The organism is Streptomyces sp. LARHCF249 (assembly GCF_052871255.1).
The window spans coordinates 403,000-425,838 of record NZ_JBIXJQ010000002.1; the positions used below are offsets into that span (position 1 = coordinate 403,000).

Sequence of the window (22,839 nt, forward strand, 5' to 3'; positions counted from 1 at the left end):
TCAGGCCGTGACGTGGTCGATGAGGTGTTCCACCGAGCCCAGCAGGGTGGGTTCCAGGTCCTTGTAGGACCTCACCCGGGACAGGATGTGCTGCCAGGCGGCGCCGGTGTTGTCCGGCCAGCCCAGGGCGCGGCAGACGCCCGTCTTCCAGTCCTGGCCGCGGGGGATCGCCGGCCACGCCGGGATGCCCAGCGCGGACGGCTTCACCGCCTGCCAGACGTCCACGTACGGGTGGCCCACGATCAGGACGTCCGGGGAGGTCACCGACGCCGCGATACGGGACTCCTTGGAGCCCGGGACGAGGTGGTCCACCAGGATCCCCAGGCGGGCGTCCGGGGCCGGGGCGAAGTCGGCGACGATGGCCGGGAGGCCGTCGATGCCCTCCAGGTACTCCACCACCACGCCCTCGACGCGCAGGTCGTCGCCCCAGACCTTCTCGACCAGCTCCGCGTCGTGGCGGCCCTCCACGTAGATGCGCCCGGCCCGCGCCACCCGCGCCCTGGCCCCCGGGACCGCGATCGAGCCCGAGGCCGTCCGCCGCGGCGCCGACGGCCCCCGCGCGGGCCGGGTGAGGGTGACCACGGCCCCGTCCAGCAGGAAGCCCCGCGGCTCCATCGGGAACACCCGCCGCTTGCCGAAGCGGTCCTCCAGGGTCACCGTGCCCGCCTCGCAGGCCACCACCGCGCCGCAGAAGTCCGTACCGGCCACCTCGACCACCAGATCCGGCTCCGCCGCCACCTCCGGCACGGCCTTGGGGCGCTTCCACTGGGGGGTCAGGTCGGGGGAGTACTCGCGCATCCGGCCGAGCGTAGGAGAGGCGCGGCGATCATGCCTACGACACGCCGAAACGGGCGGCCAGTGTGGCGCGTTGCGCACGGACGAAGCCCGCGCCGACCACCGCTCCGTGACCCGGCACGTACAGAGCGTCGTCCCCGCCCAGCGCCAGCAGCCGGTCCAGGGCCGCGGGCCACTGCCGGGGCACCGCGTCCGGGCCGGCCGAGGGCTCGCCCGACTCCTCGACCAGGTCCCCGCAGAACACCGTCTCGCGCTCGCCCGGCACGAAGAGCGCCAGATCGTGGCGCGTGTGCCCGGGACCCACATTGGCCAGCAGCACCTGTACCCCGCCCAGTTCCAGCGTCCACTCGCCCGACACCAGGTGCTTCGGCGCCGCCATCAGGTCCACGGCCTCCGCGGCCTCCGCCTCCGCCAGGCCGTGCCGCACCGCGTCCCCGCGCAGCTCCTCGCGGCCCGTTTCGAGCAGCGCGTCCAGCCCGACCGCCCCGAACACCTCGGCCCCGGAGAAGGCGGCCCCGCCCAGGACGTGGTCGAAATGGCCGTGCGTGAATGCGATGTGGGTCACGTGCCGGCCGGTCAGCCGCTCCGCCTCCGCCCGCACCCGCGCGCCCTCGCGCAGGCACGAGCCGGGGTCGACGAGGAGGACGGAATCGTCGCCCACCACCAGTCCCACGGTGCAGTCCCACACCGGCAGCCGCCGGCGTCCGGTCCGTCCGGTCAGCCTTTCCCAGCCCGCCTCTTCCCAACGCACGTCCATGCCGCGACGCTACCCTGGCGGGCCTCCCTTGCCAGGGTCTTACTACCCGGCCGTACACTGAGCGGGGGATCTCTGGCACTCGAACGACCAGAGTGCCAGTCAGCAGGCTACGAACAAGGCAACGGACCACAGCTGGAGGTGTGCGCGATGCTCAGCGAACGCAGACTCGAAGTGCTGCGCGCCATCGTCCAGGACTACGTCGGGACGGAGGAGCCGGTCGGCTCCAAGGCGCTCACCGAGCGGCACCGGCTCGGCGTCTCGCCCGCCACCGTGCGCAACGACATGGCCGTGCTGGAGGACGAGGGCTACATCGCCCAGCCCCACACCAGCGCCGGCCGGATCCCCACCGACAAGGGCTACCGCCTGTTCGTCGACAAGCTGGCGGGGGTCAAGCCGCTGTCGACGCCCGAGCGCCGGGCCATCCAGAACTTCCTCGACGGGGCCGTCGACCTCGACGACGTGGTCGGCCGCACCGTGCGGCTGCTCGCGCAGCTGACCCGGCAGGTCGCCGTCGTCCAGTACCCGAGCCTGACCCGCTCGACCGTCCGGCACGTGGAGCTGCTCTCGCTCGCTCCCGCGCGCCTGATGCTCGTACTGATCACGGACACCGGACGCGTCGAGCAGCGGCTGATCGACTGCCCGAGCCCCTTCGGGGAGACCTCGCTGGCCGATCTGCGGGCCCGGCTCAACAGCAGGGTCGTCGGGCGCCGGTTCACCGACGTGCCCCCGCTCGTCCAGGACCTCCCCGAGTCCTTCGACGCGGACGACCGCGGCACGGTGTCCACCGTGCTCGCGACGCTCCTCGAAACCCTGGTCGAGGAAGCCGAAGAGCGGCTGATGATCGGCGGCACCGCCAATCTCACTCGCTTCGGACATGATTTTCCCTTGACGATCAGGCCGGTGCTCGAAGCGCTGGAGGAGCAGGTCGTGCTCCTCAAGCTGCTGGGCGAGGCCAACGAATCGGAAATGGCCGTACGGATCGGGCACGAGAACGCCTACGAGGGGCTGAACTCCACGTCGGTCGTCTCGGTCGGTTACGGTTCGGGCGGCGAAACGGTCGCCAAACTCGGCGTGGTCGGACCGACCCGCATGGACTACCCCGGAACGATGGGAGCGGTACGCGCAGTGGCACGTTACGTCGGACAGATCCTGGCGGAGTCGTAAGTGGCCACGGACTACTACGCCGTTCTCGGCGTGCGCCGCGACGCATCGCAGGACGAGATCAAGAAGGCCTTCCGGCGCCTCGCGCGCGAACTCCACCCGGATGTGAATCCGGACCCGAAGACGCAGGAGCGCTTCAAGGAGATCAACGCGGCCTACGAGGTGCTGTCGGACCCGCAGAAGAAGCAGGTCTACGACCTCGGCGGCGACCCGCTGTCCTCCTCGGGCGGCGGTGGCGGAGCAGGCGGCTTCGGAGCGGGCGGCTTCGGCAACTTCTCCGACATCATGGACGCCTTCTTCGGCCAGGCCTCGCAGCGCGGCCCGCGCTCGCGGACCCGGCGCGGCCAGGACGCCATGATCCGCCTGGACCTGGAGCTGGACGAGGCGGCCTTCGGGACCACCAAGGACATCCAGGTCGACACGGCGGTCGTCTGCACCACCTGCTCCGGAGAGGGCGCCGCCCCCGGCACCTCTGCGCAGACGTGTGACATGTGCCGCGGCCGCGGTGAGGTCTCGCAGGTCACGCGGTCCTTCCTGGGCCAGGTCATGACCTCGCGCCCCTGCCCGCAGTGCCAGGGCTTCGGCACCGTCGTCCCGACCCCGTGCCCCGAGTGCGCGGGCGACGGCCGGGTCCGGTCCCGCCGCAGCCTCACGGTCAAGATCCCGGCCGGTGTCGAGAACGGCACCCGCATCCAGCTCGCGGGCGAGGGCGAGGTCGGCCCCGGCGGCGGCCCCGCCGGCGACCTGTACGTGGAGATCCACGAGCTCCCGCACCAGACGTTCCAGCGGCGCGGTGACGACCTGCACTGCACGGTGACCATCCCGATGACAGCGGCCGCGCTGGGCACCAAGTGCCCGCTGGAGACGCTGGACGGGCTGGAGGAGATCGACATCCGGCCCGGCACCCAGTCCGGCCAGGCGATCCCGCTGCACGGGCGCGGCGTCACCCACCTGCGCGGCGGCGGGCGCGGCGACCTGATCGTCCACGTCGAGGTGACCACCCCGGGCAAGCTGGACACCCAGCAGGAGGAGCTGCTGCGCCAGCTGGCGAAGCTGCGCGGCGAGGAGCGGCCCACCGGCCAGTTCGCGCCGGGCCAGCAGGGGCTGTTCAGCCGCCTGAAGGACGCCTTCAACGGCCGCTGACCGCCTGCGACCTCTCATACGACGAGCCCGGCCGGGGATGCCCCCGGCCGGGCTCGTCGTATGGTTCCGGCCGCGCCGGGAAGCGGACTATGCCAGGCGAATGCCGTGATTCGGCCCCCTGAGCGGGACATGGCACGATGCAGTGCATGTCCTCGGCACCGAACGGTCTCTGCGCTTACCCGATCGTGCAGGCCCCCATGGAGGGCGGCGCCTCCTGTCCGCCGCTGGTCGCCGCCGTGTGCGAGGCGGGCGGACTGGGCTTCCTGGCCGGCGGGTACAAGACCGCCGACGGCATGTACCAGGAGATCAAGCGGGTGCGCGCGCTCACCCGGCGCCCCTTCGGGGTGAACCTCTTCATGCCGCAGACCGGTTACGTGGACCCGGCCGCCGTCGAGGCGTACCGCGGGCAGCTGGCCGGTGAGGCGAGCTGGTACGAGATCTCGCTGGCCGACGAGGACATCATCGGCACCTGCGACGACGGCTACGACGCCAAACTCGCCATTCTCCTGGAGGACCCGGTCCCGGTCGTCTCCTTCACCTTCGGCTGTCCCGCCCCGGCGGTCCTGGCCTCCCTGCGCACGGCCGGTACGTACACCGTCGTCACCGCGACCTCCGTCGAGGAGGCCCGCCGCGCGCAGGAGGCCGGGGCGGACGCCGTGTGCGTCCAGGGGGTGGAGGCCGGCGGCCACCAGGGCACCCACCGGGACGACCCGCAGGCCGACGGCACGGCGTCGGTGGGCCTGCTCGCGCTCGTGGCCCAGGTACGGGAGGCGGTCGCGCTCCCCATCATCGCGGCGGGCGGTCTGATGCGGGGCTCGCAGATCGCCGCGCTGCTCGCGGCGGGCGCGGAGGCGGCCCAGCTCGGCACTGCGTTCCTGGCCTGCCCGGAGTCGGGGGCGGACCCGCTGCACAAGAAGGCGCTGACGGACCCGCTGTTCGTACGGACCGAGCTGACCCGGGCCTTCTCCGGGCGGCCGGGGCGCGGCCTGGTCAACCGGTTCATGCGCGAGCACGGACCGTACGCCCCCGCCGCCTACCCGCAGATCCACCACCTGACCTCGGGACTGCGCAAAGCCGCCGCCGCGGCCGGGGACCCGCAGGGCATGGCCCTGTGGGCGGGCCAGGGGCACCGGCTGGCGCGGGCGCTGCCGGCCGGGGAGCTGATGGAAGTGCTGGCGGCCGAACTGGCCGAGGCGCAGAGCACGTTGAAGGCAATGCAGATGAGGAGTGCGTCATGACCGCCCCGGTGTTCGTGGTCGAAGAGGTTCCGGCGGGACCGGAGTTCGTCCTGGACGGCCCGGAGGGCCGGCACGCGGTGTCCGTGAAGCGGCTGAACCCGGGCGAGGCGGTGGTCCTCACGGACGGCCGGGGCGCCTGGGCCGAAGCGGCCGTGAAGGCGGCGGAGGGCAAGGACCGGCTGGTCGTGACCGTGTCCGAGGTCTTCGAGGAAGCCGAACCGGCCGTCCGGATCACCGTGGTCCAGGCCCTGCCCAAGGGCGACCGGGGCGAGGTGGCCGTGGAGACCATGACCGAGACGGGGGTGGACGCGATCGTGCCGTGGCAGGCCTCGCGGTGCATCACGCAGTGGCGCGGCGACCGCGGGGCCAAGTCGCTGGCCAAGTGGCGGGCCACCGCCCGGGAAGCCGGGAAGCAGTCCCGCCGGGTCCGCTTCCCGGAGGTGGCCGAGGCCATGTCCACCAAGCAGGTGGCGGCCCTGCTGGTCGGCGCCGACCTGGCGATGGTCCTCCACGAGGACCGCGACACCCCCTCCGAGGCCCTGGCCGAGGCCAAGCTTCCGGCGGCCGGGTCCATCGTGCTGGTCGTCGGCCCGGAGGGCGGGGTCTCCCCGGAGGAGCTGGCCGTGTTCGCCGAGGCGGGAGCCCACCCGTACCGCCTGGGCCGCTCCGTCCTGCGCACCTCCACGGCCGGCACCGCGGCGACGGCGGTCCTGCTGGCCCGCACCGGCCGCTGGAGCTGATCGAACTCCGGTCGTGCCCCGGGGATACGATGCCCGGAGCGATCAACGACACGGAGGCGAAGCGATGGCCGGGGAACCGCAGGCCGACTGCCTGTTCTGCAAGATCGTCGCGGGGACCATCCCGGCGACCATGGTCCGGGAGACCGAGACGACCGTCGCCTTCCGGGACATCAACCCGCAGGCGCCGACACACGTCCTCGTCATCCCCAAGGTGCACTACCCCGACGCGGCCTCGCTGGCCGCGGCCGAGCCCGCCATCGCGGCCGACCTCCTCGTCGAGGCCGGGCAGATCGCACTCGACGAGAAGGTCACCGACCACGGCTACCGGATCGTCTTCAACACGGGCGCCGGCGCCGGCCAGACCGTCTTCCACGCCCACGCACACGTCCTCGGCGGCCGCGGCCTCCAGTGGCCCCCCGGATAACCGTGTCCGTACGCGAGTTCGTGGTGCTGGGCACCGCCAGCCAGGTGCCCACCCGCCACCGCAACCACAACGGCTACCTGCTGCGCTGGGACGGCGAGGGCATCCTCTTCGACCCGGGCGAGGGCACCCAGCGGCAGATGCTGCGTGCCGGGGTGGCCGCGCACGACATCAACCGGATCTGCGTCACCCACTTCCACGGTGACCACAGCCTCGGCCTCGCCGGGGTGATCCAGCGGATCAACCTCGACCGGGTCCCGCACCCCGTCACCGCGCACTACCCGGCCTCGGGGCAGAAGTTCTTCGACCGGCTGCGGTACGCCACGGCCTACCGCGAGACGGTGCTGCTGGCCGAGGAACCGGTGGCCGGGGACGGGATGCGGGAGCTGGCGCGCGGGGCCTCGTACGTCCTGGAGGCCAGGCGGCTCGCGCACCCGGTGGAGTCCTTCGGCTACCGGCTCACCGAGCCGGACGGGCGCCGCATGATGCCGGATCTGCTGGCGCGGCACGGGATCACGGGGCCCGACGTGGGCCGGATCCAGCGCGAGGGGCGGCTGGGCGGGGTCACGCTGGAGGAGGTCAGCGAGCCGAAGCCCGGGCAGCGGTTCGCGTTCGTCATGGACACCCGGCTCTGCGAGGGCGTGGACGAGCTGGCCGCCGGCTGCGACATGCTGGTGATCGAGTCGACCTTCCTCGACGAGGACGCGGCGCTGGCCGCCGAGCACGGGCACCTGACGGCCGGGCAGGCGGCGCGGGTGGCGCGGGACGCGGGGGTACGGCACCTCGTGCTGACGCACTTCTCGCAGCGCTACACCGATCCCTCGGAGTTCGAACGGCAGGCCCGTGCGGCTGGTTTCGAGGGCGAGCTGACGGTGGCCGCGGACCTGGTCCGCGTCCCGCTCCCCAAGCGCCGCTGAGGCTCCGCCCCTGCCCCCCGGCGCCTCAAACGCCGGCGGGGCCGGGCGGTGCCCGCCCGGCCCGGAGTCGCTGCCCGTACCGCAGCGGCTACAGCCGGGAGCGCCGGCGGCGCGGCGCCGGGGACGGCAGCAGGATGCGGCGCGGGCGGCGGGGAACCGGGATCTCCGTGACGGAGAGCTCCGCCGCCCCGACACGGGGCACCGCGCCCGACGGCGCACCCGCCCCGGCGGCGAGCACGGCCGCCGGGGCACCACCCCGCCGCCGCACCGACCCGGCGGTCAGCGGCCGCCCGCCCGCACGCAGCGCAACGGCGGACATCGGCCCCGCCACGGCCAGCAGCAGCGCCCCCAGCACCAGCCCCATGCCGGGGAACCCCGCGGCCTCCGCGAGCAGGCTGCCCGTGACGGGCCCGCAGGCCACGCCCAGTGACGACGCCGACCCGGCCAGTACGGCCCAGCGGCCGCGCGGGTCCAGGGCCGCGGCGAGGCCGATGGCGTACGAGAGCACGACGGGGTACAGCGCGTTCCACAGGATCTCCCCGGCGGCGAAGCCCCCCAGGCCCCGGGCGGACGAGGACACCACCACACAGCAGGCGATCACCGCCGTCCCGACGCCGATCGGGACCGCGCGCCCCACGCGGGCGCCGAGCGCCGAGGCGGCCGCGACCCCGAGCAGGCCCGCGCCGAGCGCCGCGGCGAAGACGATGCCGAGGGTGACCTCCGAGAGCCCCGCCTGCTGGGCGCCGATCCGGCCGCTGACCCCCCACAGCGCGTTCTGCGCGAGCGACCACAGCATCAGGGACCCCGCCAGCACCACCCCGGCGCGCGGGTACGGCAGCCGGCCGGGGGCGACCCCGGTCACGGCGGGTGCCGAGGAGCCGCCCAGCCGGCCCGTGGCCGGCCAGGCCGCCGCCGCGACCAGCGCGATCGCGGCGAACGGCAGCCCGTGCCCGCCCCCGAGCCGCGGCAGCGTCAGGTACAGCGCCCCGGCGGTCGCCGACACCGACAAGAGCCCCAGGGCGGAGGCGCGGTGCGGATCGCGCTGCCCGGCGATGCCGGAGGCGGCCACGGCGGTCGCGGTCCCGGAGCCGAAGCCGCCGACCACGGCGCCCGCGACGACCAGCGGCAGCAGCGGGGTCGCGGCGGCCGTGCCGTATCCGGCGACGGCCAGCAGCAGTCCGAGCCGGGCCGGCGGCCGGGGCCCGTGCCGGCCGATGCGTGAGGCCAGGATGAAGCCGGCCGCGGCGGAGCCGAGCAGCAGGGCCGTGCCGATCAGACCGGCCTGCGCGGGGCTCAGCGGCAGACGGGCGTCGAGCCGTCCGACGACGGTCGGCAGGAGGTACGGGGCGAGGTACCCGGCGGTGAAGAGGGCCACCAGGGGCCAGGCGGCGGGCGGCGCGGCGGGCGGCGCGCAGAGCGGCGCGGGAGTGCGGTCGGGCACGGGGGCGTTCCAGATGGTGCGGTGATGCGTGGCGCCGCCGCAGAGTGAGCGGGGCCCTTGTGTATCAAGTGGCCCGATAGCAGGAAAAGAGCACTCCTGTAGTGATCTGCGACACACTGGGTTTGGTTCCGTGCGGGCCGGGCAGGGCTGGCAGCTTTCCACCGAAAACCTCCCGCCGAAAGGCTCGCACCGAACACCCTCGGAAGAAACGACCCTTCAAGCCAACGGGGAGTACACCGTGACCAGTCGGGACAACGTCGACAGCCGTGCGGCAGCGGTGGACCCGCTCGGTCCGCTGCGCAACCCCCGGGAACCGGCCTGCGACGTCTTCCTGACCGGCACGGTCTTCCTCGACATCATCTTCACCGGCCTCGACTCGGCCCCGGTGCGCGGTACGGAGTCCTGGGCGCGCGGCATGGGCTCCAGCCCCGGCGGCGTCGCCAACATGGCCACCGCCCTCGCCCGCCTCGGCCTGCGCACCTCGCTCGCCGCGGCCTTCGGCGACGACCACTACGGCGAGTACTGCTGGGACGCCCTCGAACAGGGCGAGGACATCGACCTCTCCATGTCGCGGACCATCCCCGGCTGGCACAGCCCCGTCACCGTCTCGATGGCCTACGAGGGCGAGCGCACGATGATCTCGCACGGCCACGAGGCGCCCCCGCCGGCCGGCCCCGGGCCCTTCCCGCAGTGCCCGCCGCGCGCCCGCGCGGCCGTGGCCGCCCTGGGGCCCGGCCGGGGCGAGCCGTGGATCGCGGAAGCGGCGCGGCGCGGCGCGCGGGTCTTCGCGGACGTGGGCTGGGACGAGAGCGGGCGGTGGGACCTGGGGGCCCTGGCCGACCTGGCGCACTGCGAGGCCTTCCTGCCGAACGCGGGCGAGGCCATGCGCTACACACGGACCGACTGTCCGCGCGCGGCGGCCCGGGCGCTGGCCGAGCGGGTGCCGATCGCCGTGGTGACGATGGGCCCGGAGGGCTCGTACGCCGTGGACGGGCGGACGGGCGAGACGGCCCAGGTCCCGGGGATCACGGTGGAGGAGCTGGACCCGACCGGGGCGGGCGACGTCTACGTGGCGGGCTTCCTCACCGGCACCCTGGCGGGCTGGCCGCTCGCGGACCGCCTCGCCTTCGCGGGGCTGACGGCGGCCCTGTCGGTCCAGGAGTTCGGCGGCTCCCTCTCCGCCCCCGGCTGGCCAGAGGTGGCCCACTGGTGGCGGACCGCCCCCGCCGAGCTGCGCGGCCGGTACGCGTTCCTGGACGACCTGATCCCGCACGGCCCGACCCCGGCGGCCCGGCGCAGGGCGGTGCCCACGATCGGCTTCCGGCACTCCGCGTAGCCCGGGCTCCGCCCGGCCGGGCCCGGGGGGCGCTCGGATGCTGGTGGAAAACCTCTCGGGGAAGCCCGCGAGGCGACGTAGGCTTGGTATTCCGGAGGTCGTCGATCGGCGCGGCCCCTCAGCGGGAGGTATGCGCAGGCCACAGTGCCGGCCCATGACTCAGACACCGACAGCCCACATCCCGGCGCCGGGGCAGGCGCGAGCCCACTTCACCGTTCCGGCCACGCACCCGATGGTGTCCGTGCTCGGTTCGGGTGACGCCCTGTTGCGCGTGATCGAGAAGGCCTTCCCGAAGGCCGACATCCATGTTCGGGGCAATCAGGTCAGCGCGATCGGGGCGGCGGCGGAAGTCGCTCTGATCCAGCGCCTGTTCGACGAGATGATGCTGGTGCTCCGCACCGGGCAGCCGATGACGGAGGACGCAGTGGAACGCTCGATCGCCATGCTCAAGGCGAGCGGCAACGGCAAGGAGGGCGGCCCGGAGGAGACTCCCGCCGAGGTGCTCACCCAGAACATCCTCTCCAGCCGAGGCCGCACCATCCGGCCCAAGACCCTCAACCAGAAGCGGTACGTCGACGCGATCGACAAGAACACGATCGTGTTCGGCATCGGCCCCGCCGGTACCGGCAAGACCTACCTCGCCATGGCCAAGGCGGTCCAGGCCCTGCAGTCCAAGCAGGTCAGCCGGATCATCCTGACCCGGCCCGCCGTCGAGGCGGGAGAGCGGCTCGGCTTCCTGCCGGGCACGCTCTTCGACAAGATCGACCCGTACCTGCGCCCGCTCTACGACGCGCTGCACGACATGCTGGACCCGGACTCGATCCCGCGGCTCATGGCCGCCGGGACCATCGAGGTGGCCCCGCTGGCGTACATGCGCGGCCGCACCCTCAACGAGGCGTTCGTCGTCCTCGACGAGGCGCAGAACACGAGCCCGGAGCAGATGAAGATGTTCCTGACCCGGCTCGGGTTCGATTCGAAGATCGTCATCACCGGTGACATCACGCAGGTCGACCTGCCGGGCGGCACCAAGAGCGGTCTTCGTCAGGTCCAGTCGATCCTCGAAGGGGTTCCGGACATCCACTTCTCGCGGCTCACGTCCGAGGATGTCGTCCGTCACAAGCTGGTCGGCCGTATCGTCGACGCGTACGAGAAGTACGACGACAGCCAGCAGGCCGGGAACGGCCACCAGCGGAAGTAGAACCCAGCGCACCATGTCGATCGACGTCAACAACGAGTCCGGAACCGAGGTCGACGAGCAGGCGATCCTCGACATCGCCCGCTACGCGCTCACCCGGATGCGGATCCACCCGCTCTCGGAGCTCTCCGTCATCGTCATCGACGAGGACGCGATGGAGCAGCTCCACATCCAGTGGATGGACCTGCCCGGACCCACCGACGTCATGTCGTTCCCGATGGACGAGCTGCGTCCGCCGGCGAAGGACGACGAGGAGCCCCCGCAGGGGCTCCTCGGTGACATCGTGCTCTGCCCCGAGGTCGCCAAGAAGCAGGGCGAGGACGCCGCGACGCAGCACTCCATGGACGAGGAGCTCCAGCTCCTGACCGTCCACGGGGTGCTGCACCTGCTCGGGTACGACCACGAGGAGCCCGACGAGAAGGCCGAGATGTTCGGCCTCCAGGCGGCGATCGTCGACGGCTGGCGCGCCGAGCGCGGCATGACGGGCCCGTCCCCGGCGCCCACCGTCTCGTGAACGCCCCGCAACTGATCACCGGCGCCGTCCTGCTGGTGGTCGTGGCCTGGTTCGCGGCGTGCGCCGAGTCCGGGATCGCCCGCATCTCCAGCTTCCGCGCCGAGCAGGCCGTACGGGATGGCCGGCGCGGCGGCGAGAAGCTCGCCCAGGTGGCCGGCGACCCCACCCGCTACCTGAATGTGGCGCTGCTGGTCCGGGTCACCTGCGAGATGGCGGCCGGCGTCCTCGTCACCTACGTCTGCCTCGACGAGTTCGGCGAGAACTGGACCGCGCTGCTCGTGGCCATCGCGGTCATGGTGCTGGTCTCCTTCGTCGCCGTGGGCGTGTCCCCGCGCACGATCGGCCGCCAGCACCCGATGAACACGGCGACGGCCGCCGCGTACGTCCTCGTACCGCTCGCGCGGGTGATGGGGCCGATCCCGCAGCTGCTGATCCTCATCGGCAACGCGCTCACGCCCGGGAAGGGCTTCGCCAAGGGGCCGTTCGCCTCCGAGGCAGAGCTGCGCGCGATGGTGGACCTCGCGGAGAAGGAATCGCTCATCGAGGACGACGAGCGCCGCATGGTGCACCAGGTCTTCGAGCTCGGCGACACCCTGGTGCGCGAGGTGATGGTGCCGCGCACCGACCTGGTCTGCATCGAGCGGTACAAGACGGTCCGTCAGGCGACCACCCTCGCGCTGCGGTCCGGTTTCTCGCGCATCCCGGTGACCGGGGAGAACGAGGACGACATCGTCGGGATCGTGTACCTGAAGGACCTGGTCCGCAAGACCCACATCAGCCGGGAGGCGGAGTCCGACCTGGTCTCCACGGTGATGCGGTCCGCGGTCTTCGTGCCGGACACCAAGAACGCGGGCGACCTGCTGCGCGAGATGCAGCAGGTGCGCAACCACGTGGCCGTCGTCATCGACGAGTACGGCGGCACGGCGGGGATCGTCACGATCGAGGACATCCTGGAGGAGATCGTCGGGGAGATCACCGACGAGTACGACCGGGAGCTCCCGCCGGTCGAGGACCTGGGCGAGGACCGCTACCGGGTCACGGCGCGGCTGGACATCACCGACCTCGGCGAGCTCTTCAAGGTCGAGGCCTTCGACGACGAGGACGTGGAGACGGTCGGCGGACTGCTCGCGAAGGCCCTGGGCCGGGTGCCCATCGCCGGCGCCTCGGCGGTGGTGGAGCTGCCGGACGGCCGTCCGCTGCGGCTCACGGCCGAGTCCCCGGCCGGACGGCGGAACAAGATCGTGACGGTGCTGGTCGAACCGGTGGCCGCGGCGGACGCCGCGGAGGAGGAGGGCGAATGACCCCGGCGCAGCTGCGGGAGTTCTGCCTGGGTTTCAACGCGGCGGTGGAGGAGTTCCCCTTCACCCCGGACATCTCGGTGTTCAAGGTGCTGGGCAAGGTGTTCGCGCTCACGGCGCTGGACGCGGAGCCGCTGAAGGTCAACCTCAAGTGCGAGCCGGAGCTGGCGGTGCGGCTGCGCGCGGAGCACGAGGCGATCGCGCCGGGCTACCACATGAACAAGCGGCACTGGAACACGGTGACCGCGGGCGGGCCGGGCGCCCTGCCGGACGCGATGGTCCGCGAGCTCGTGGAGGACTCGTACGACCTGGTCGTGGCGGGCCTGCCGAAGGCGGAGCGGCTGCGGCTCGACCGGCCGTGACACGCCCCGAGGGCTCTGGACGGGGCCGTCGTACGGCCCCGCCCGAACGCTCCCTATGCTTCGCCCATGACCGACACCCATGGGATCGACCCCGAGGACAACAAGATCATCACGCTGGCGCGCAGCGCCCGGGCCCGCAACGGAGTCCCGGAGGGGGCGGCGGTGCGCGACGAGACCGGCCGCACGTACGTCGCCGGCACGGTGGAGCTCGACTCCCTGAAGCTCAGCGCGCTGCAGACCGCGGTCGCGATGGCCGTGGCGAGCGGGGCCCGGTCCCTCGAGGCCGCCGCCGTCGTCAGCTCCGCCGACGCCCCGGCCGACGCCGACCGCGCGGCCGTCCGCGACCTGGGCGGCCCGGACACCCCCGTGCTGCTGGCGGGCCCGGACGGCACCCTGAAGTCCACCACCCCCGCGGGCTGACGCGCGAGGTTCTACGCTCCGGGCTTCTGCGCTCCGGCCGGGACGACCGCCCCGGCCGGAGCCGGGCGGCGCCGGATCACCATCGACATCAGCGCCGCCATCGCGCACAGCGCGCCCGAGGCGTACCAGACGACGTCGTACGAGCCGAAGACGTCCCGGGCCAGCCCGCCCAGGAAGGCGACGGCCGCCGCACCCACCTGGTGCGAGGCCAGCACCCAGCCGAAGACGATCGCGCCGTCCTCCCCGTAGTGCTCGCGGCACAGGGCGATGGTCGGCGGGACGGTCGCGACCCAGTCCAGGCCGTAGAAGACGATGAAGAAGATCATCGGCGGGTGCACGGACGGGGCCAGCAGCATCGGCAGGAAGAGCAGCGAGACGCCGCGCAGGGCGTAGTAGACCGCCAGCAGCCGCCGCGCCTCGAAGCGGTCGGTGAACCACCCCGACGCCACGGTGCCGACCACGTCGAAGACCCCGATCACCGCCAGCAGTCCGGCCGCCGCCGTCACCGGCATCCCGTGGTCGTGGGCAGCCGGTACGAAGTGGGTCTTGACCAGGCCGTTCGTGGAGGCCCCGCAGATCGCGAAGGTGCCCGCCAGCAGCCAGAACGGACCGGTACGGGCCGCCTTGGACAGCACGGTGACCGCCCGCCGGGCGGCGCCCGGCACCGGTGCGGGCTTCGGCGCGTACGTGCCCCCGTACGGGGCCAGGCCCACGTCCGCCGGGTGGTCGCGCAGCAGCAGCCACACGAAGGGGACCACGGCCAGGGCGGTCAGGGAGACCGTCACCGCGGCCGGGCGCCAGCCGTGGTGCTCCACCAGCCAGGACAGCAGCGGCAGGAACACCAGCTGACCGGAGGCCCCGGCCGCCGTGAGGATCCCGGTGACCAGGCCGCGCCGGGAGGTGAACCAGCGGTTGGTCACCGTCGCCGCGAAGGCCAGTGCCATCGAACCGCTGCCCAGGCCCACCAGGACGCCCCAGAACAGCACCAGCTGCCAGGCGGCGGTCATCCAGACCGTGGCGACCGAGCCGGCCGCGATGACCAGCAGGGCCAGGGCCACGACCCGGCGGACGCCGAAGCGGTCCATCAGGGCGGCCGCGAACGGCGCGGTGAGCCCGTACAGCGCGAGGTTGACGGAGACGGCGAAGCCGATCGTGCCGCGCGACCAGTCGAACTCCTCGTGCAGCGGCTCGATGAGCAGCCCGGGCAGGGAGGCGAAGGCGGCGGCGCCGATGATCGTCACGAAGGAGACGGCCGCGACGGACCAGGCGCGGTGGACGCGCCGGGGCCGCCGGGGAGTGCGCGGGGTGGCCGTGGAGGCGGGGGCTGTCTGGGTCACGCCGACAGCTTCCGGCCCGCGGGGCCGCGTACGACAGTGGCCTGACTGTCATGCTTCGATATGATCGGGCCATGGAGCCGCAAGCCCGCCCCCACCGCATCGCCGTACTGGCCCTCGCCGGGTTGCTGCCCTTCGAACTCGGCATCCCGCACCGGATCTTCGGCCGTGCCAAGGATTCGGCCGGGCGGCCGCTGTACGAGATCCTGACCTGCGGGCTCGCCCCCGGGCCGGTGCCGACCGACGCCGACTTCGCGATCCACGTCGAGCACGGCCCGGAGCTGCTGGCCACCGCCGACACGGTGGTGGTCCCGGCCTCGTACGAGCTCGGACCGGTCCACGAGCACGGCCGGCTGACCGGGGAGCTCGCCGAGGCCCTCGCGCACATCCGGCCCGGCACCCGGCTCGTCTCCATCTGCACCGGCGGCTACGTGCTCGCCGCCGCGGGATACCTCGACGGCCGCCGGGCCACCACCCACTGGGCCTCCGCCGACCACTTCCAGCGGATGTTCCCGGCCGTCCGGGTCGACCCTGACGTGCTCTACACGGACGACGGGGACGTGCTCACCTCCGCCGGCGTCGCCGCCGGGATCGACCTGTGCCTGCACATCGTGCGCCGCGACCACGGCGCGGCCGTCGCGAACGAGGTGGCCCGGAGGACCGTCGTACCGCCGCACCGCGACGGCGGGCAGGCGCAGTTCATCGAGCGTCCGATGCCGCAGCCGCAGCTCGCCAGCACCACGGCGGCCCGCGCCCGGATGCTGGACCGGCTGCACGAACCGCTGCGCCTGAGCGACCTGGCCCGGCAGGAGGCGGTGTCCGTACGGACCTTCACGCGCCGGTTCCGGGAGGAGTCGGGGGTCAGCCCGGGCCAGTGGATCCTCGGCCAGCGGGTGGAGCGGGCCCGGCGGCTGCTGGAGCGGACGGAACTGCCGATGGAACAGGTGGCGCGGGAAGCGGGCTTCGGGACGGCGCAGTCGCTGCGCAAGCACGTGCAGGCGGCGCTGGGGGTGAGTCCGACGGCCTACCGGCGCACCTTCCGGGAGGCGGCCGACCCGCCGTTGCTGCCAGCTTCTGATGGGCCATCAGTTGATGCCCGGTCCGCGCATTGACTTCTGCCGCCGCCCGCCCGTGAATGGCCCCCTGTCGGGGCGACGGAACCCAGGGGGCGGGCAGTGCGGACAGGGGCGCGCAGCAGCAGATGGCCGGCGGCCGTGGGCATGGCCGTACTCGCGGCCGTGACCGGGGGCGCGCTGAGCGCACCGGCCGCCGCGGAGCGGGAAACGCCCCCGGGGCACGTGGAGTTCCCGACCCACTGCCTGCCGCCCCAGGAGGCCGGACTGCCGCCCGCCGACGGGCCGACGACCGCCCGGCTCACCGTAGACCATCCGGCACCGCAGGTCGGCGACACCGTCACCGTGACCTACCAGGTGGCCGCCACCCCCGCCGTCAACCCGGCCGGCGGCGAACTGCCCGCCGACGCGCTGACGGCGACCGGGCGGATCCTGCTGTCCGGCGCCCAGGCCGGCGAGGTCACCGTGGTCGGCGCACGGCGGGGCGCCCCCGTGCCGGCCGGAGCGCTCCTGCCCGCCGTCACCATGACCGGCACCTTCACCGTCACCGCGCCCGGCGAGACCACCCTGGCCCCCGGTGCCTACACCCTGCACACCAGCCATCCGCTGGACCTCGACACGGTGTGTACGCCGGGTACCGCGGCCCCCGTCTCCGAGCGGCTCACCGCGACCCCGCTGCCCACGGCCAACCTCCGCAGCGTCTTCCTCGCCGCGGCGCACGGGAAGCCCGGCGACAAGGTCAGGGTCACCGCCGCCGGATTCACCCCGGGCGCGACCGTCACGGTGGCCGGGAGGGCCGGCGCCGCCCAGACCGCCGACCGGGTGACCGGCACCGCGGACGAGCTCGGCGCGGTCCTGGCGGAGCTGCCGGTCACCGACGGGGCCACCACCGCCGTCGTCGCCTACGAGGGCGCGGCCTGGTCGTCCGCGCAGGGCTCGGGCCCGGCCGCGTACACGGTCATCGACGCCACGCCGCCCCTGCCCCCGCCTTCGCTGCCGTCCGGCGCCCAGAAGCTCACCGCCACCGTCGAGCCGGGCGCCCTCGGCATGGCCCAGACCGGCGAGGACATCGCCCTGGGCGCCGTCCCGTACGGAGCCGGCGGCGCCGCGCCCGGCCGGATCGGGACCGTCACCGTCACGGACGCCCGCGGCGGCCCGGCGGGCTGGTCCCTGATCGGCAAGGTCACCGACTTCACCGGCCCCGGCGGGGTCCGCATCCCCGGCGCCCCCCTCTCCTGGACCCCCTCGTGCACCGCCGCGGCGGGCAGCCCGAGCGCGTGTACGCCGGGCAGCGCGGGCGCGGTCGGCCCGGAGGGTGCGGTGCTGGCCTCCACCCCGGACGCGCCGCTGGTCGGCGGTACCTTCACCGTCGACGCCTCGGTGACCCTCCAGGTGCCGCCGTACACCCCGCCGGGTGCGTACGCGGCGGTCCTGACGCTGACGTTGTCGTGACCGGCCGGCTCCGCGCAGCGGCGGCGGCCCGGCTCCGACAGGGCCTGGTGCTCGCGGGGGCGGTGCTGGCCGTCGTGGGGCCGGGCTCCGCCGGGACGGCAAGGGCCGCGGACAACGGGCAGTGGTCCGTGCTGCCCGCCGCCAACACCCTCGGGCAGCGGCCCTACTTCTACCTCGCCGCCGCGCCCGGCCAGTCCGTCACCGACTCCGTGACCATCGCCAACCGCACCGACCTCCCCCGCACCTTCCGGCTCTACGCCGCCGACGCGTACAACACCCCCCGGGACGGCGGCTTCGCCCTCCGCGGACCCGAGGAGCCGCGGCTGGCGGCCGCCGCGTGGGCCAGGCTCGACCGGGAGCGGGTCACCGTGCCCGCCCGCGGGTCGGTCAGCGTCGGCTTCACCCTCGCCGTCCCCGACCGGGCGGAACCCGGCGACCACCCGGGAGCCATCGTGGCCCTGGAGGACCGGCCCGCCGCCGGCTCCCGGGGCATCGGCGTGCAGCAGGCCGTAGCCGCCCGCGTGTACCTGCGGGTGAGCGGCCCCACCGCCCCCGCCCTCGCCGTACGGGACGTCTCCGTCCGCCGGCAGGGCTCCGGCGCGCAGGTCGCGTACACGCTCCACAACACCGGCAACGTCACCCTCCGCCCCCGCGCCGCCCTCACCGCCTCCGGAGCCCTCGGCAGACCCCTGCCCGGCCGCGCCCTCACCGGACTGCCCGCCGAACTGCTGCCCGGTCGGGAAATCCGGCTCCACGCCCGCTGGGACGACCCGCCCGCCCTGGAACAGGCCGAGGTGACGGTACGCGCCACGGACGGCGGAACCACAGCTCAGGGCCGTGCCGCCTACGCCGCGCACCCCTTCCTCGGCACCCTCCTGGCGGCCGCCGGCGTCCTCGCCGCCACGACCTGGTCGGCGCTGGGAGTCGCATCGGGGAGAATGGCCCGTATGAGCGATCGTTCCCCCGAGTCCACCAGCCCGCACCGTGCGGGCTTCGCCTGCTTCGTCGGCCGCCCCAACGCGGGGAAGTCGACCCTCACCAACGCACTCGTGGGCACCAAGGTCGCGATCACCTCCAACCGGCCGCAGACCACCCGCCACACCGTCCGCGGCATCGTGCACCGCCCCGACGCCCAGCTCGTCCTCGTCGACACGCCCGGCCTGCACAAGCCGCGCACGCTGCTCGGCGAGCGCCTCAACGACGTCGTGCGCACCACCTGGGCCGAGGTCGACGTCATCGGCTTCTGCCTGCCCGCCGACCAGAAGCTCGGCCCCGGCGACAAGTTCATCGCCAAGGAGCTCGCGGGGATCAAGAAGACCCCCAAGATCGCCATCATCACCAAGACCGACCTGGTCGAGTCCAAGGTGGTGGGCGAGCAGCTCATCGCCGTCCACCAGCTCGCCGAGGAGCTGGGCTTCGAGTGGGCCGAGATCGTTCCCGTCTCGGCCGTCGGCGACAGCCAGGTCAAGCTGCTGGCCGACCTGATCGCGCCGCTGCTGCCGGAGAGCCCGCCGCTGTACCCGGAGGGCGACCTCACCGACGAGCCCGAGATGGTCATGGTCGCCGAGCTGATCCGCGAGGCAGCGCTGGAGGGCGTACGGGACGAGCTCCCGCACTCCATCGCCGTGGTCGTCGAGGAGATGATCCCGCGCGAGAACCGCCCGGCGGACCGGCCGCTGCTCGACATCCACGCCAACGTCTACATCGAGCGGCCCAGCCAGAAGGGCATCATCATCGGCCCGAAGGGCGCCCGCCTGAAGGAGGTCGGGATGAAGTCGCGCAAGCACATCGAGGCGCTGCTCGGGACCCCGGTCTTCCTCGATCTCCACGTGAAGGTCGCCAAGGACTGGCAGCGGGATCCCAAGCAGCTGCGGAAGCTCGGCTTCTGAGCCTTCGGCTGCGCTAGCGCAGCCGGCGGACCTTCAGCGCGTTGTCCGGACGGGTACCGGGCCGGCCGTCGGGGCCGGTCAGGGCCTGTACGTGTGCCTCGGCGAGGAGCACCTCCCAGCCGCCCTCGGGCAGGTCCAGCTGCGCCAGGACCTGCTCCGGGGTCGGGAAGTGGATCTCCGCGAGCTTGTCCGGGTCCCACGAGGGCCCGCCCGCGTGGCCCGCGATCAGCAGGACCCCGCCGGGGGCCACGGCCGCGGCGGCCGTGCGCAGGATCCGCTCACGGGGGAAGTCCCCGTACGAGTGCAGGAAGCACGCGGAGACCAGGTCGAACTCCCCGGCGGGGAAGGACTCCGCGAAGTCGTGCCGCTGCCACTCGACGCGGTCGCCGACCCCGGCCTCCTCGGCGTGCCGCGCAGCCCGTTCCAGGGCCACCCCGGAGATGTCGGCCCCGGTGACGTGCCAGCCCTGCCGGGCCAGCCACACCGCGTCGGCCCCCTCGCCGCAGCCCAGGTCGAGGGCGCGGCCGGGGGCGAGGTCCGCAGCCTCGCGGACCAGGACGTCATTGGCCCTGCCGCTCCAGATACGGTCGCTCTCGCTGTAGCGGGCGTCCCAGAACTCCTGGCCCGCGGCGTGTTCCTGCTGGTGGCTGTGGTGGTGGTCGGACATGGGTGGCCTCTTCCATGGGGGTCCCCGCAGCGGTAGCTGGGGGAGGGTCTGCCGATACGGCCGATGCTGCGCCGGTACCACCCGAGGGGGCAAACATCCTTGCCGTTCCGGCAAGCTCTTGCCGGAACGGCACATCCGCCGGACTCAGGCGGCCGGCTCCGCGATCAGCGCCGTCCCCACGTGCCGGAACCCGATGCGTGCGTAGACGCGGGCCACGTCCTCGTCCCCGGCGGAGAGGAAGACCGTACGGGCGCCGCGCTCCAGCGCCTGCGCGACCAGGGCCGCCGTGACCGCGAGGGCCAGCCCCTGGCGGCGGGCCGACGGCAGGGTGCCGACGCCCACCACCTCGGCCACGTCACCGACCGGGTTGTACTGGCCCGAGCACAGCACCACGCCGTCCCGCACGGCCGCCGCCAGGGCGGTACGGCCCGACGCGAGCATTCCGGACACCCGCGCCCGGCGCGCTTCCGCGCCGGGATCGGCCGTCGCCGCCGCCAGCTCCGCGGGGCCCGCCTCGCCTATCGCCGTACCCGGGGCGGCGAAGGCCAGGGCCGGGACCGTCACCGCCGCCGCCAGCAGCGGGTCACCGGCCTCCAGGAGGCGGACATCCGCATGCGCGGGGACCGGCGCGGCGGACGGGTCGAGCACCATGAGGGGGTGCGCATGGACATGCAGCCCCGCCGCCTCCGCCGCAGCCCGCAGCGAGGGGCTGGTTTCGGCCACCCACTCGAAGGACTCGGGCACCTTCAGCTCCCGCTGCCGGGCCAGCACCCGCTCCACGTCCGCCGCGGTCGCGGCGGGGCCGCCGAGCGCGGGCCGCGCGTAGTACTGCCAACCGTCGCCTTCCTGGACGAACAGGGTCAGCGGCCCGAAGTCCTCGGCCCGTGCCCCGCCCACCCGCGGCACCGTGTCGTAGTAGCGCTCCAGCTCGGAAAGCGTCGAATCGATCATGTGGTCGGTCATCCGGCCATCCAAGCAAAGGCGTGGCGCCCGGACACCTGAGTTTCGGGCGCTCCTCGCTCCTTGCTCCTGCTCAGGCGCCTTCCTTCAGGATCCGCGAGATGAGCGCCCGCTGTGCGTCGGACAGGTTCGGCTCCTGGCAGGACACCGTCCTTCCGTCCACCGTGATCCGGTACGAGAACCCGTCCCGTACCGGTCCGCCCGTGGGGCCGGGCGGCCCGGGCCGCAGCGCCAGCTGGGCCAGGGCCTGCCACTCGGCCTCGTCCGCCCGGCCCGAGGTGTCCATCTCGACCCGGCGCTCGATGCCCGCGAAACCGCCCGTCCTGATCACTTCGATGCGCATGGGAACGGTCTACCCCGCCAGCGGGACGCCCACCGTCGACCACGCCTTCTGCAGGGCCTGGTGCTCCGCGCCCCCGTCCCCGTACCGGCTCACGGCCGCCGCCACCGACAGCCGGGCGAAGTCCGCGAAGTCGGCGTCCGCCGCCAGCTCCCCGCCGGTCAGGGTGTCGTACCAGATCTGCCCCGCCCGCTCCCAGGCCTTGCCGCCCAGCTCGGTCGCCGCCAGGTAGAAGGCGTGGTTGGGGATGCCGGAGTTGATGTGCACCCCGCCGTTGTCGCGGGAGGTCCGCACGTAGTCGTCCATCGTCGCGGGCTGCGGGTCCTTGCCGAGCTCGTCGTCGTCGTACGCGGTCCCCGGAGCCTTCATCGAGCGCAGCGCGACCCCGCTCACCTCGGGCCCCAGCAGCCCGGCCCCGATCAGCCAGTCCGCCTCGTCCGCCGTCTGCTCCAGCGAGTACTGCTTGATCAGCGAGCCGAAGACGTCGGACATCGACTCGTTCAGGGCTCCGGACTGCCCGTAGTACTCGAGGTTCGCCGTGTACTGGGTGACTCCGTGGGTCAGCTCGTGGCCGATGACGTCGAGCGACACCGTGAAGTCGAGGAACAGGTCCCCGTCCCCGTCGCCGAAGACCATCTGCTGCCCGTCCCAGAAGGCGTTGTTGTAGTCCTCGCCGTAGTGGACGGTCGCGTCCAGGGCCAGCCCGGAGTCGTCGATCGAGCGCCTTCCGAACCCCTTGAGGAAGAGCTCGAACGTCGCGCCCAGCCCGGCGTACGCCCGGTTGACCGTGGCGTCCTTGCCCGCGGGGTCGCCCTCCGCGCGCACCTTGGTGCCGGGCAGCCGGGTGCCGTGCTGCGCGTCGTAGACCGTGCGGTTCGGATCGTCGGAGGCGGCAGCGCCCAGGGCCGCGACCCCCTGGACGGTGGTGACCCGGCGCCGCGTGCGCAGGAGGGAGTCGCGTTCCAGGGTGCTCAGGGCGATACGGGCGCGCCGGGCGTCCTCGGACCGGGCGATCCTGTCGAGGAGGTGCGGGGGCACGACGGTGCAGAAGACGGGGTGGCGGGGGGTACGGGAGGCATCCATGCCCGGCAATGTGGCAGTGGGTCATGCCAGTGTCACTAGCTGCGACCATGATTCATTCACTTGTCTGAAAGCGGTGGCGGAGGGTTGACGGATCGAACCGACTTTCGCGGAGGAAAGAGGCCTAGCTCACATTCGGTACAAATCGGACCCTCGGGTCTTGCATACTGAAACAGGTCCTCGCTTTACGGCGCGGCTCGGCTAGGCTCGGCCCATCATGCGTTTCGGGCTGCTTCTCCTTAGCTGCCGCGGCGAGGGTCTGTAGTCGTAGGCCGACCCCCTCCCCGCGGAGTTTGGTGTTGCGGT

Annotated in this window: 23 protein-coding genes and 1 pseudogene; 16 read left to right on the top strand and 8 right to left on the bottom strand. The window is 73.3% G+C overall.

Annotated elements, in window-relative coordinates:
* Together ACIPUC_RS06635 and ACIPUC_RS06640 are read right to left on the bottom strand one after the other, a co-directional pair.
* On the bottom strand, positions 1-798 hold the full coding sequence (locus ACIPUC_RS06635; RefSeq protein WP_446587095.1) for a DUF3097 domain-containing protein: 798 nt from the start codon (positions 796-798) through the stop codon (positions 1-3).
* A 34-nt stretch (positions 799-832) separates the two neighbouring features.
* Positions 833-1,552 carry an MBL fold metallo-hydrolase gene (locus ACIPUC_RS06640; RefSeq protein ID WP_446587096.1) on the bottom strand — a complete coding sequence of 240 codons (720 nt, stop codon included), beginning with the start codon at positions 1,550-1,552 and terminating at the stop codon, positions 833-835.
* Between the two features lie 147 nt (positions 1,553-1,699).
* Between ACIPUC_RS06640 and hrcA the strand changes: the two genes are divergently transcribed.
* From hrcA to ACIPUC_RS06670, 6 genes are all read left to right on the top strand, one after another.
* Positions 1,700-2,716 carry a heat-inducible transcriptional repressor HrcA gene (gene hrcA / locus ACIPUC_RS06645; RefSeq protein WP_446587097.1) on the top strand — a complete coding sequence of 339 codons (1,017 nt, stop codon included), beginning with the start codon at positions 1,700-1,702 and terminating at the stop codon, positions 2,714-2,716.
* Positions 2,717-3,856, top strand: coding sequence for a molecular chaperone DnaJ (gene dnaJ, locus ACIPUC_RS06650; protein WP_446587098.1), 1,140 nt, complete (start codon positions 2,717-2,719; stop codon positions 3,854-3,856).
* A 146-nt stretch (positions 3,857-4,002) separates the two neighbouring features.
* A complete protein-coding gene (locus tag ACIPUC_RS06655) occupies positions 4,003-5,094 on the top strand; it encodes a nitronate monooxygenase (RefSeq protein ID WP_446587099.1) in 1,092 nt (363 codons plus the stop codon).
* Positions 5,091-5,834 (top strand): 16S rRNA (uracil(1498)-N(3))-methyltransferase, encoded by a 744-nt coding sequence (locus ACIPUC_RS06660; protein ID WP_446587100.1) that lies wholly within the window; start codon positions 5,091-5,093, stop codon positions 5,832-5,834. The genes ACIPUC_RS06655 and ACIPUC_RS06660 overlap by 4 nt, the downstream gene beginning before the upstream one ends.
* Positions 5,835-5,898: 64 nt before the next feature.
* A complete protein-coding gene (locus ACIPUC_RS06665) occupies positions 5,899-6,258 on the top strand; it encodes a histidine triad nucleotide-binding protein (RefSeq protein WP_446587101.1) in 360 nt (119 codons plus the stop codon).
* 2 nt (positions 6,259-6,260) lie between these two features.
* On the top strand, positions 6,261-7,172 hold the full coding sequence (locus ACIPUC_RS06670) for a ribonuclease Z (protein ID WP_446587102.1): 912 nt from the start codon (positions 6,261-6,263) through the stop codon (positions 7,170-7,172).
* Between the two features lie 88 nt (positions 7,173-7,260).
* On the opposite strand, the gene ACIPUC_RS06675 is transcribed toward ACIPUC_RS06670, so the two are convergent.
* On the bottom strand, positions 7,261-8,613 hold the full coding sequence (locus ACIPUC_RS06675; RefSeq protein ID WP_446587103.1) for an MFS transporter: 1,353 nt from the start codon (positions 8,611-8,613) through the stop codon (positions 7,261-7,263).
* A 238-nt stretch (positions 8,614-8,851) separates the two neighbouring features.
* Between ACIPUC_RS06675 and ACIPUC_RS06680 the strand changes: the two genes are divergently transcribed.
* From ACIPUC_RS06680 to ACIPUC_RS06705, 6 genes are all read left to right on the top strand, one after another.
* Positions 8,852-9,949 carry a PfkB family carbohydrate kinase gene (locus ACIPUC_RS06680; protein WP_446587104.1) on the top strand — a complete coding sequence of 366 codons (1,098 nt, stop codon included), beginning with the start codon at positions 8,852-8,854 and terminating at the stop codon, positions 9,947-9,949.
* Between the two features lie 154 nt (positions 9,950-10,103).
* Positions 10,104-11,147: a PhoH family protein gene (locus ACIPUC_RS06685; protein ID WP_446587105.1), complete on the top strand. Its 1,044-nt coding sequence runs from the start codon at positions 10,104-10,106 to the stop codon at positions 11,145-11,147.
* A gap of 13 nt (positions 11,148-11,160) precedes the next feature.
* On the top strand, positions 11,161-11,658 hold the full coding sequence (gene ybeY / locus ACIPUC_RS06690; RefSeq protein ID WP_446587106.1) for an rRNA maturation RNase YbeY: 498 nt from the start codon (positions 11,161-11,163) through the stop codon (positions 11,656-11,658).
* Entirely contained in the window at positions 11,655-12,959 is a 1,305-nt protein-coding gene (locus ACIPUC_RS06695; protein ID WP_446587107.1) for a hemolysin family protein, read from the top strand. The genes ybeY and ACIPUC_RS06695 overlap by 4 nt, the downstream gene beginning before the upstream one ends.
* A complete protein-coding gene (locus ACIPUC_RS06700; protein ID WP_446587108.1) occupies positions 12,956-13,318 on the top strand; it encodes an MmcQ/YjbR family DNA-binding protein in 363 nt (120 codons plus the stop codon). Before ACIPUC_RS06695 ends, ACIPUC_RS06700 begins: the two co-directional genes overlap by 4 nt.
* Positions 13,319-13,384: 66 nt before the next feature.
* Complete coding sequence (locus ACIPUC_RS06705) at positions 13,385-13,738, top strand: cytidine deaminase (protein WP_446587109.1); 354 nt, start codon at positions 13,385-13,387, stop codon at positions 13,736-13,738.
* An 11-nt stretch (positions 13,739-13,749) separates the two neighbouring features.
* Here the strand turns inward: ACIPUC_RS06705 and ACIPUC_RS06710 are convergent, their stop codons facing one another.
* Complete coding sequence (locus ACIPUC_RS06710) at positions 13,750-15,075, bottom strand: MFS transporter (RefSeq protein ID WP_446587110.1); 1,326 nt, start codon at positions 15,073-15,075, stop codon at positions 13,750-13,752.
* A 71-nt stretch (positions 15,076-15,146) separates the two neighbouring features.
* On the opposite strand from ACIPUC_RS06710, the gene ACIPUC_RS06715 reads away from it, so the two are divergent.
* The 4 genes and pseudogenes from ACIPUC_RS06715 to era all read left to right on the top strand — a co-directional run bounded on the left by ACIPUC_RS06715 (position 15,147) and on the right by era (position 19,486).
* Positions 15,147-16,184 (top strand): GlxA family transcriptional regulator, encoded by a 1,038-nt coding sequence (locus tag ACIPUC_RS06715; protein WP_446587111.1) that lies wholly within the window; start codon positions 15,147-15,149, stop codon positions 16,182-16,184.
* Positions 16,185-16,292: 108 nt separating this feature from the next.
* Positions 16,293-17,597, top strand: coding sequence for a beta-xylosidase (locus ACIPUC_RS06720; protein ID WP_446587638.1), 1,305 nt, complete (start codon positions 16,293-16,295; stop codon positions 17,595-17,597).
* Between the two features lie 128 nt (positions 17,598-17,725).
* Positions 17,726-18,037: pseudogene (locus ACIPUC_RS06725) on the top strand (WxL protein peptidoglycan domain-containing protein); the annotation flags it as partial.
* A gap of 498 nt (positions 18,038-18,535) precedes the next feature.
* The gene (gene era, locus ACIPUC_RS06730) at positions 18,536-19,486 is read left to right on the top strand and encodes a GTPase Era (protein WP_446587640.1); all 951 of its coding nucleotides are present in this window, start codon (positions 18,536-18,538) and stop codon (positions 19,484-19,486) included.
* Positions 19,487-19,499: 13 nt separating this feature from the next.
* Here era and ACIPUC_RS06735 read toward each other — a convergent pair whose 3' ends face one another.
* The 4 genes from ACIPUC_RS06735 to ACIPUC_RS06750 all read right to left on the bottom strand — a co-directional run bounded on the left by ACIPUC_RS06735 (position 19,500) and on the right by ACIPUC_RS06750 (position 22,536).
* Complete coding sequence (locus tag ACIPUC_RS06735; RefSeq protein WP_446587112.1) at positions 19,500-20,153, bottom strand: SAM-dependent methyltransferase; 654 nt, start codon at positions 20,151-20,153, stop codon at positions 19,500-19,502.
* Between the two features lie 144 nt (positions 20,154-20,297).
* A complete protein-coding gene (locus tag ACIPUC_RS06740) occupies positions 20,298-21,116 on the bottom strand; it encodes a GNAT family N-acetyltransferase (protein WP_446587113.1) in 819 nt (272 codons plus the stop codon).
* A gap of 70 nt (positions 21,117-21,186) precedes the next feature.
* The gene (locus ACIPUC_RS06745; protein WP_446587114.1) at positions 21,187-21,456 is read right to left on the bottom strand and encodes a protealysin inhibitor emfourin; all 270 of its coding nucleotides are present in this window, start codon (positions 21,454-21,456) and stop codon (positions 21,187-21,189) included.
* Between the two features lie 9 nt (positions 21,457-21,465).
* A complete protein-coding gene (locus ACIPUC_RS06750; RefSeq protein ID WP_446587115.1) occupies positions 21,466-22,536 on the bottom strand; it encodes a M4 family metallopeptidase in 1,071 nt (356 codons plus the stop codon).
* Positions 22,537-22,839: the final 303 nt, after the last annotated feature.

Bases quoted from the DNA above. Each gene is read 5' to 3' on its own strand.
- ACIPUC_RS06715 (WP_446587111.1), top strand. From the start codon at position 15,147: ATGGAGCCGCAAGCCCGCCCCCACCGCATCGCCGTACTGGCCCTCGCC.
- ACIPUC_RS06735 (WP_446587112.1), bottom strand. From the start codon at position 20,153: ATGTCCGACCACCACCACAGCCACCAGCAGGAACACGCCGCGGGCCAG.
- ybeY (WP_446587106.1), top strand. From the start codon at position 11,161: ATGTCGATCGACGTCAACAACGAGTCCGGAACCGAGGTCGACGAGCAG.
- ACIPUC_RS06720 (WP_446587638.1), top strand. From the start codon at position 16,293: ATGGCCGTACTCGCGGCCGTGACCGGGGGCGCGCTGAGCGCACCGGCC.
- ACIPUC_RS06750 (WP_446587115.1), bottom strand. From the start codon at position 22,536: ATGGATGCCTCCCGTACCCCCCGCCACCCCGTCTTCTGCACCGTCGTG.
- ACIPUC_RS06635 (WP_446587095.1), bottom strand. From the start codon at position 798: ATGCGCGAGTACTCCCCCGACCTGACCCCCCAGTGGAAGCGCCCCAAG.
- hrcA (WP_446587097.1), top strand. From the start codon at position 1,700: ATGCTCAGCGAACGCAGACTCGAAGTGCTGCGCGCCATCGTCCAGGAC.
- ACIPUC_RS06745 (WP_446587114.1), bottom strand. From the start codon at position 21,456: ATGCGCATCGAAGTGATCAGGACGGGCGGTTTCGCGGGCATCGAGCGC.
- ACIPUC_RS06655 (WP_446587099.1), top strand. From the start codon at position 4,003: ATGTCCTCGGCACCGAACGGTCTCTGCGCTTACCCGATCGTGCAGGCC.
- ACIPUC_RS06665 (WP_446587101.1), top strand. From the start codon at position 5,899: ATGGCCGGGGAACCGCAGGCCGACTGCCTGTTCTGCAAGATCGTCGCG.
- era (WP_446587640.1), top strand. From the start codon at position 18,536: ATGGCCCGTATGAGCGATCGTTCCCCCGAGTCCACCAGCCCGCACCGT.
- ACIPUC_RS06700 (WP_446587108.1), top strand. From the start codon at position 12,956: ATGACCCCGGCGCAGCTGCGGGAGTTCTGCCTGGGTTTCAACGCGGCG.
- ACIPUC_RS06660 (WP_446587100.1), top strand. From the start codon at position 5,091: ATGACCGCCCCGGTGTTCGTGGTCGAAGAGGTTCCGGCGGGACCGGAG.
- ACIPUC_RS06685 (WP_446587105.1), top strand. From the start codon at position 10,104: ATGACTCAGACACCGACAGCCCACATCCCGGCGCCGGGGCAGGCGCGA.
- ACIPUC_RS06740 (WP_446587113.1), bottom strand. From the start codon at position 21,116: ATGACCGACCACATGATCGATTCGACGCTTTCCGAGCTGGAGCGCTAC.
- ACIPUC_RS06705 (WP_446587109.1), top strand. From the start codon at position 13,385: ATGACCGACACCCATGGGATCGACCCCGAGGACAACAAGATCATCACG.
- ACIPUC_RS06640 (WP_446587096.1), bottom strand. From the start codon at position 1,552: ATGGACGTGCGTTGGGAAGAGGCGGGCTGGGAAAGGCTGACCGGACGG.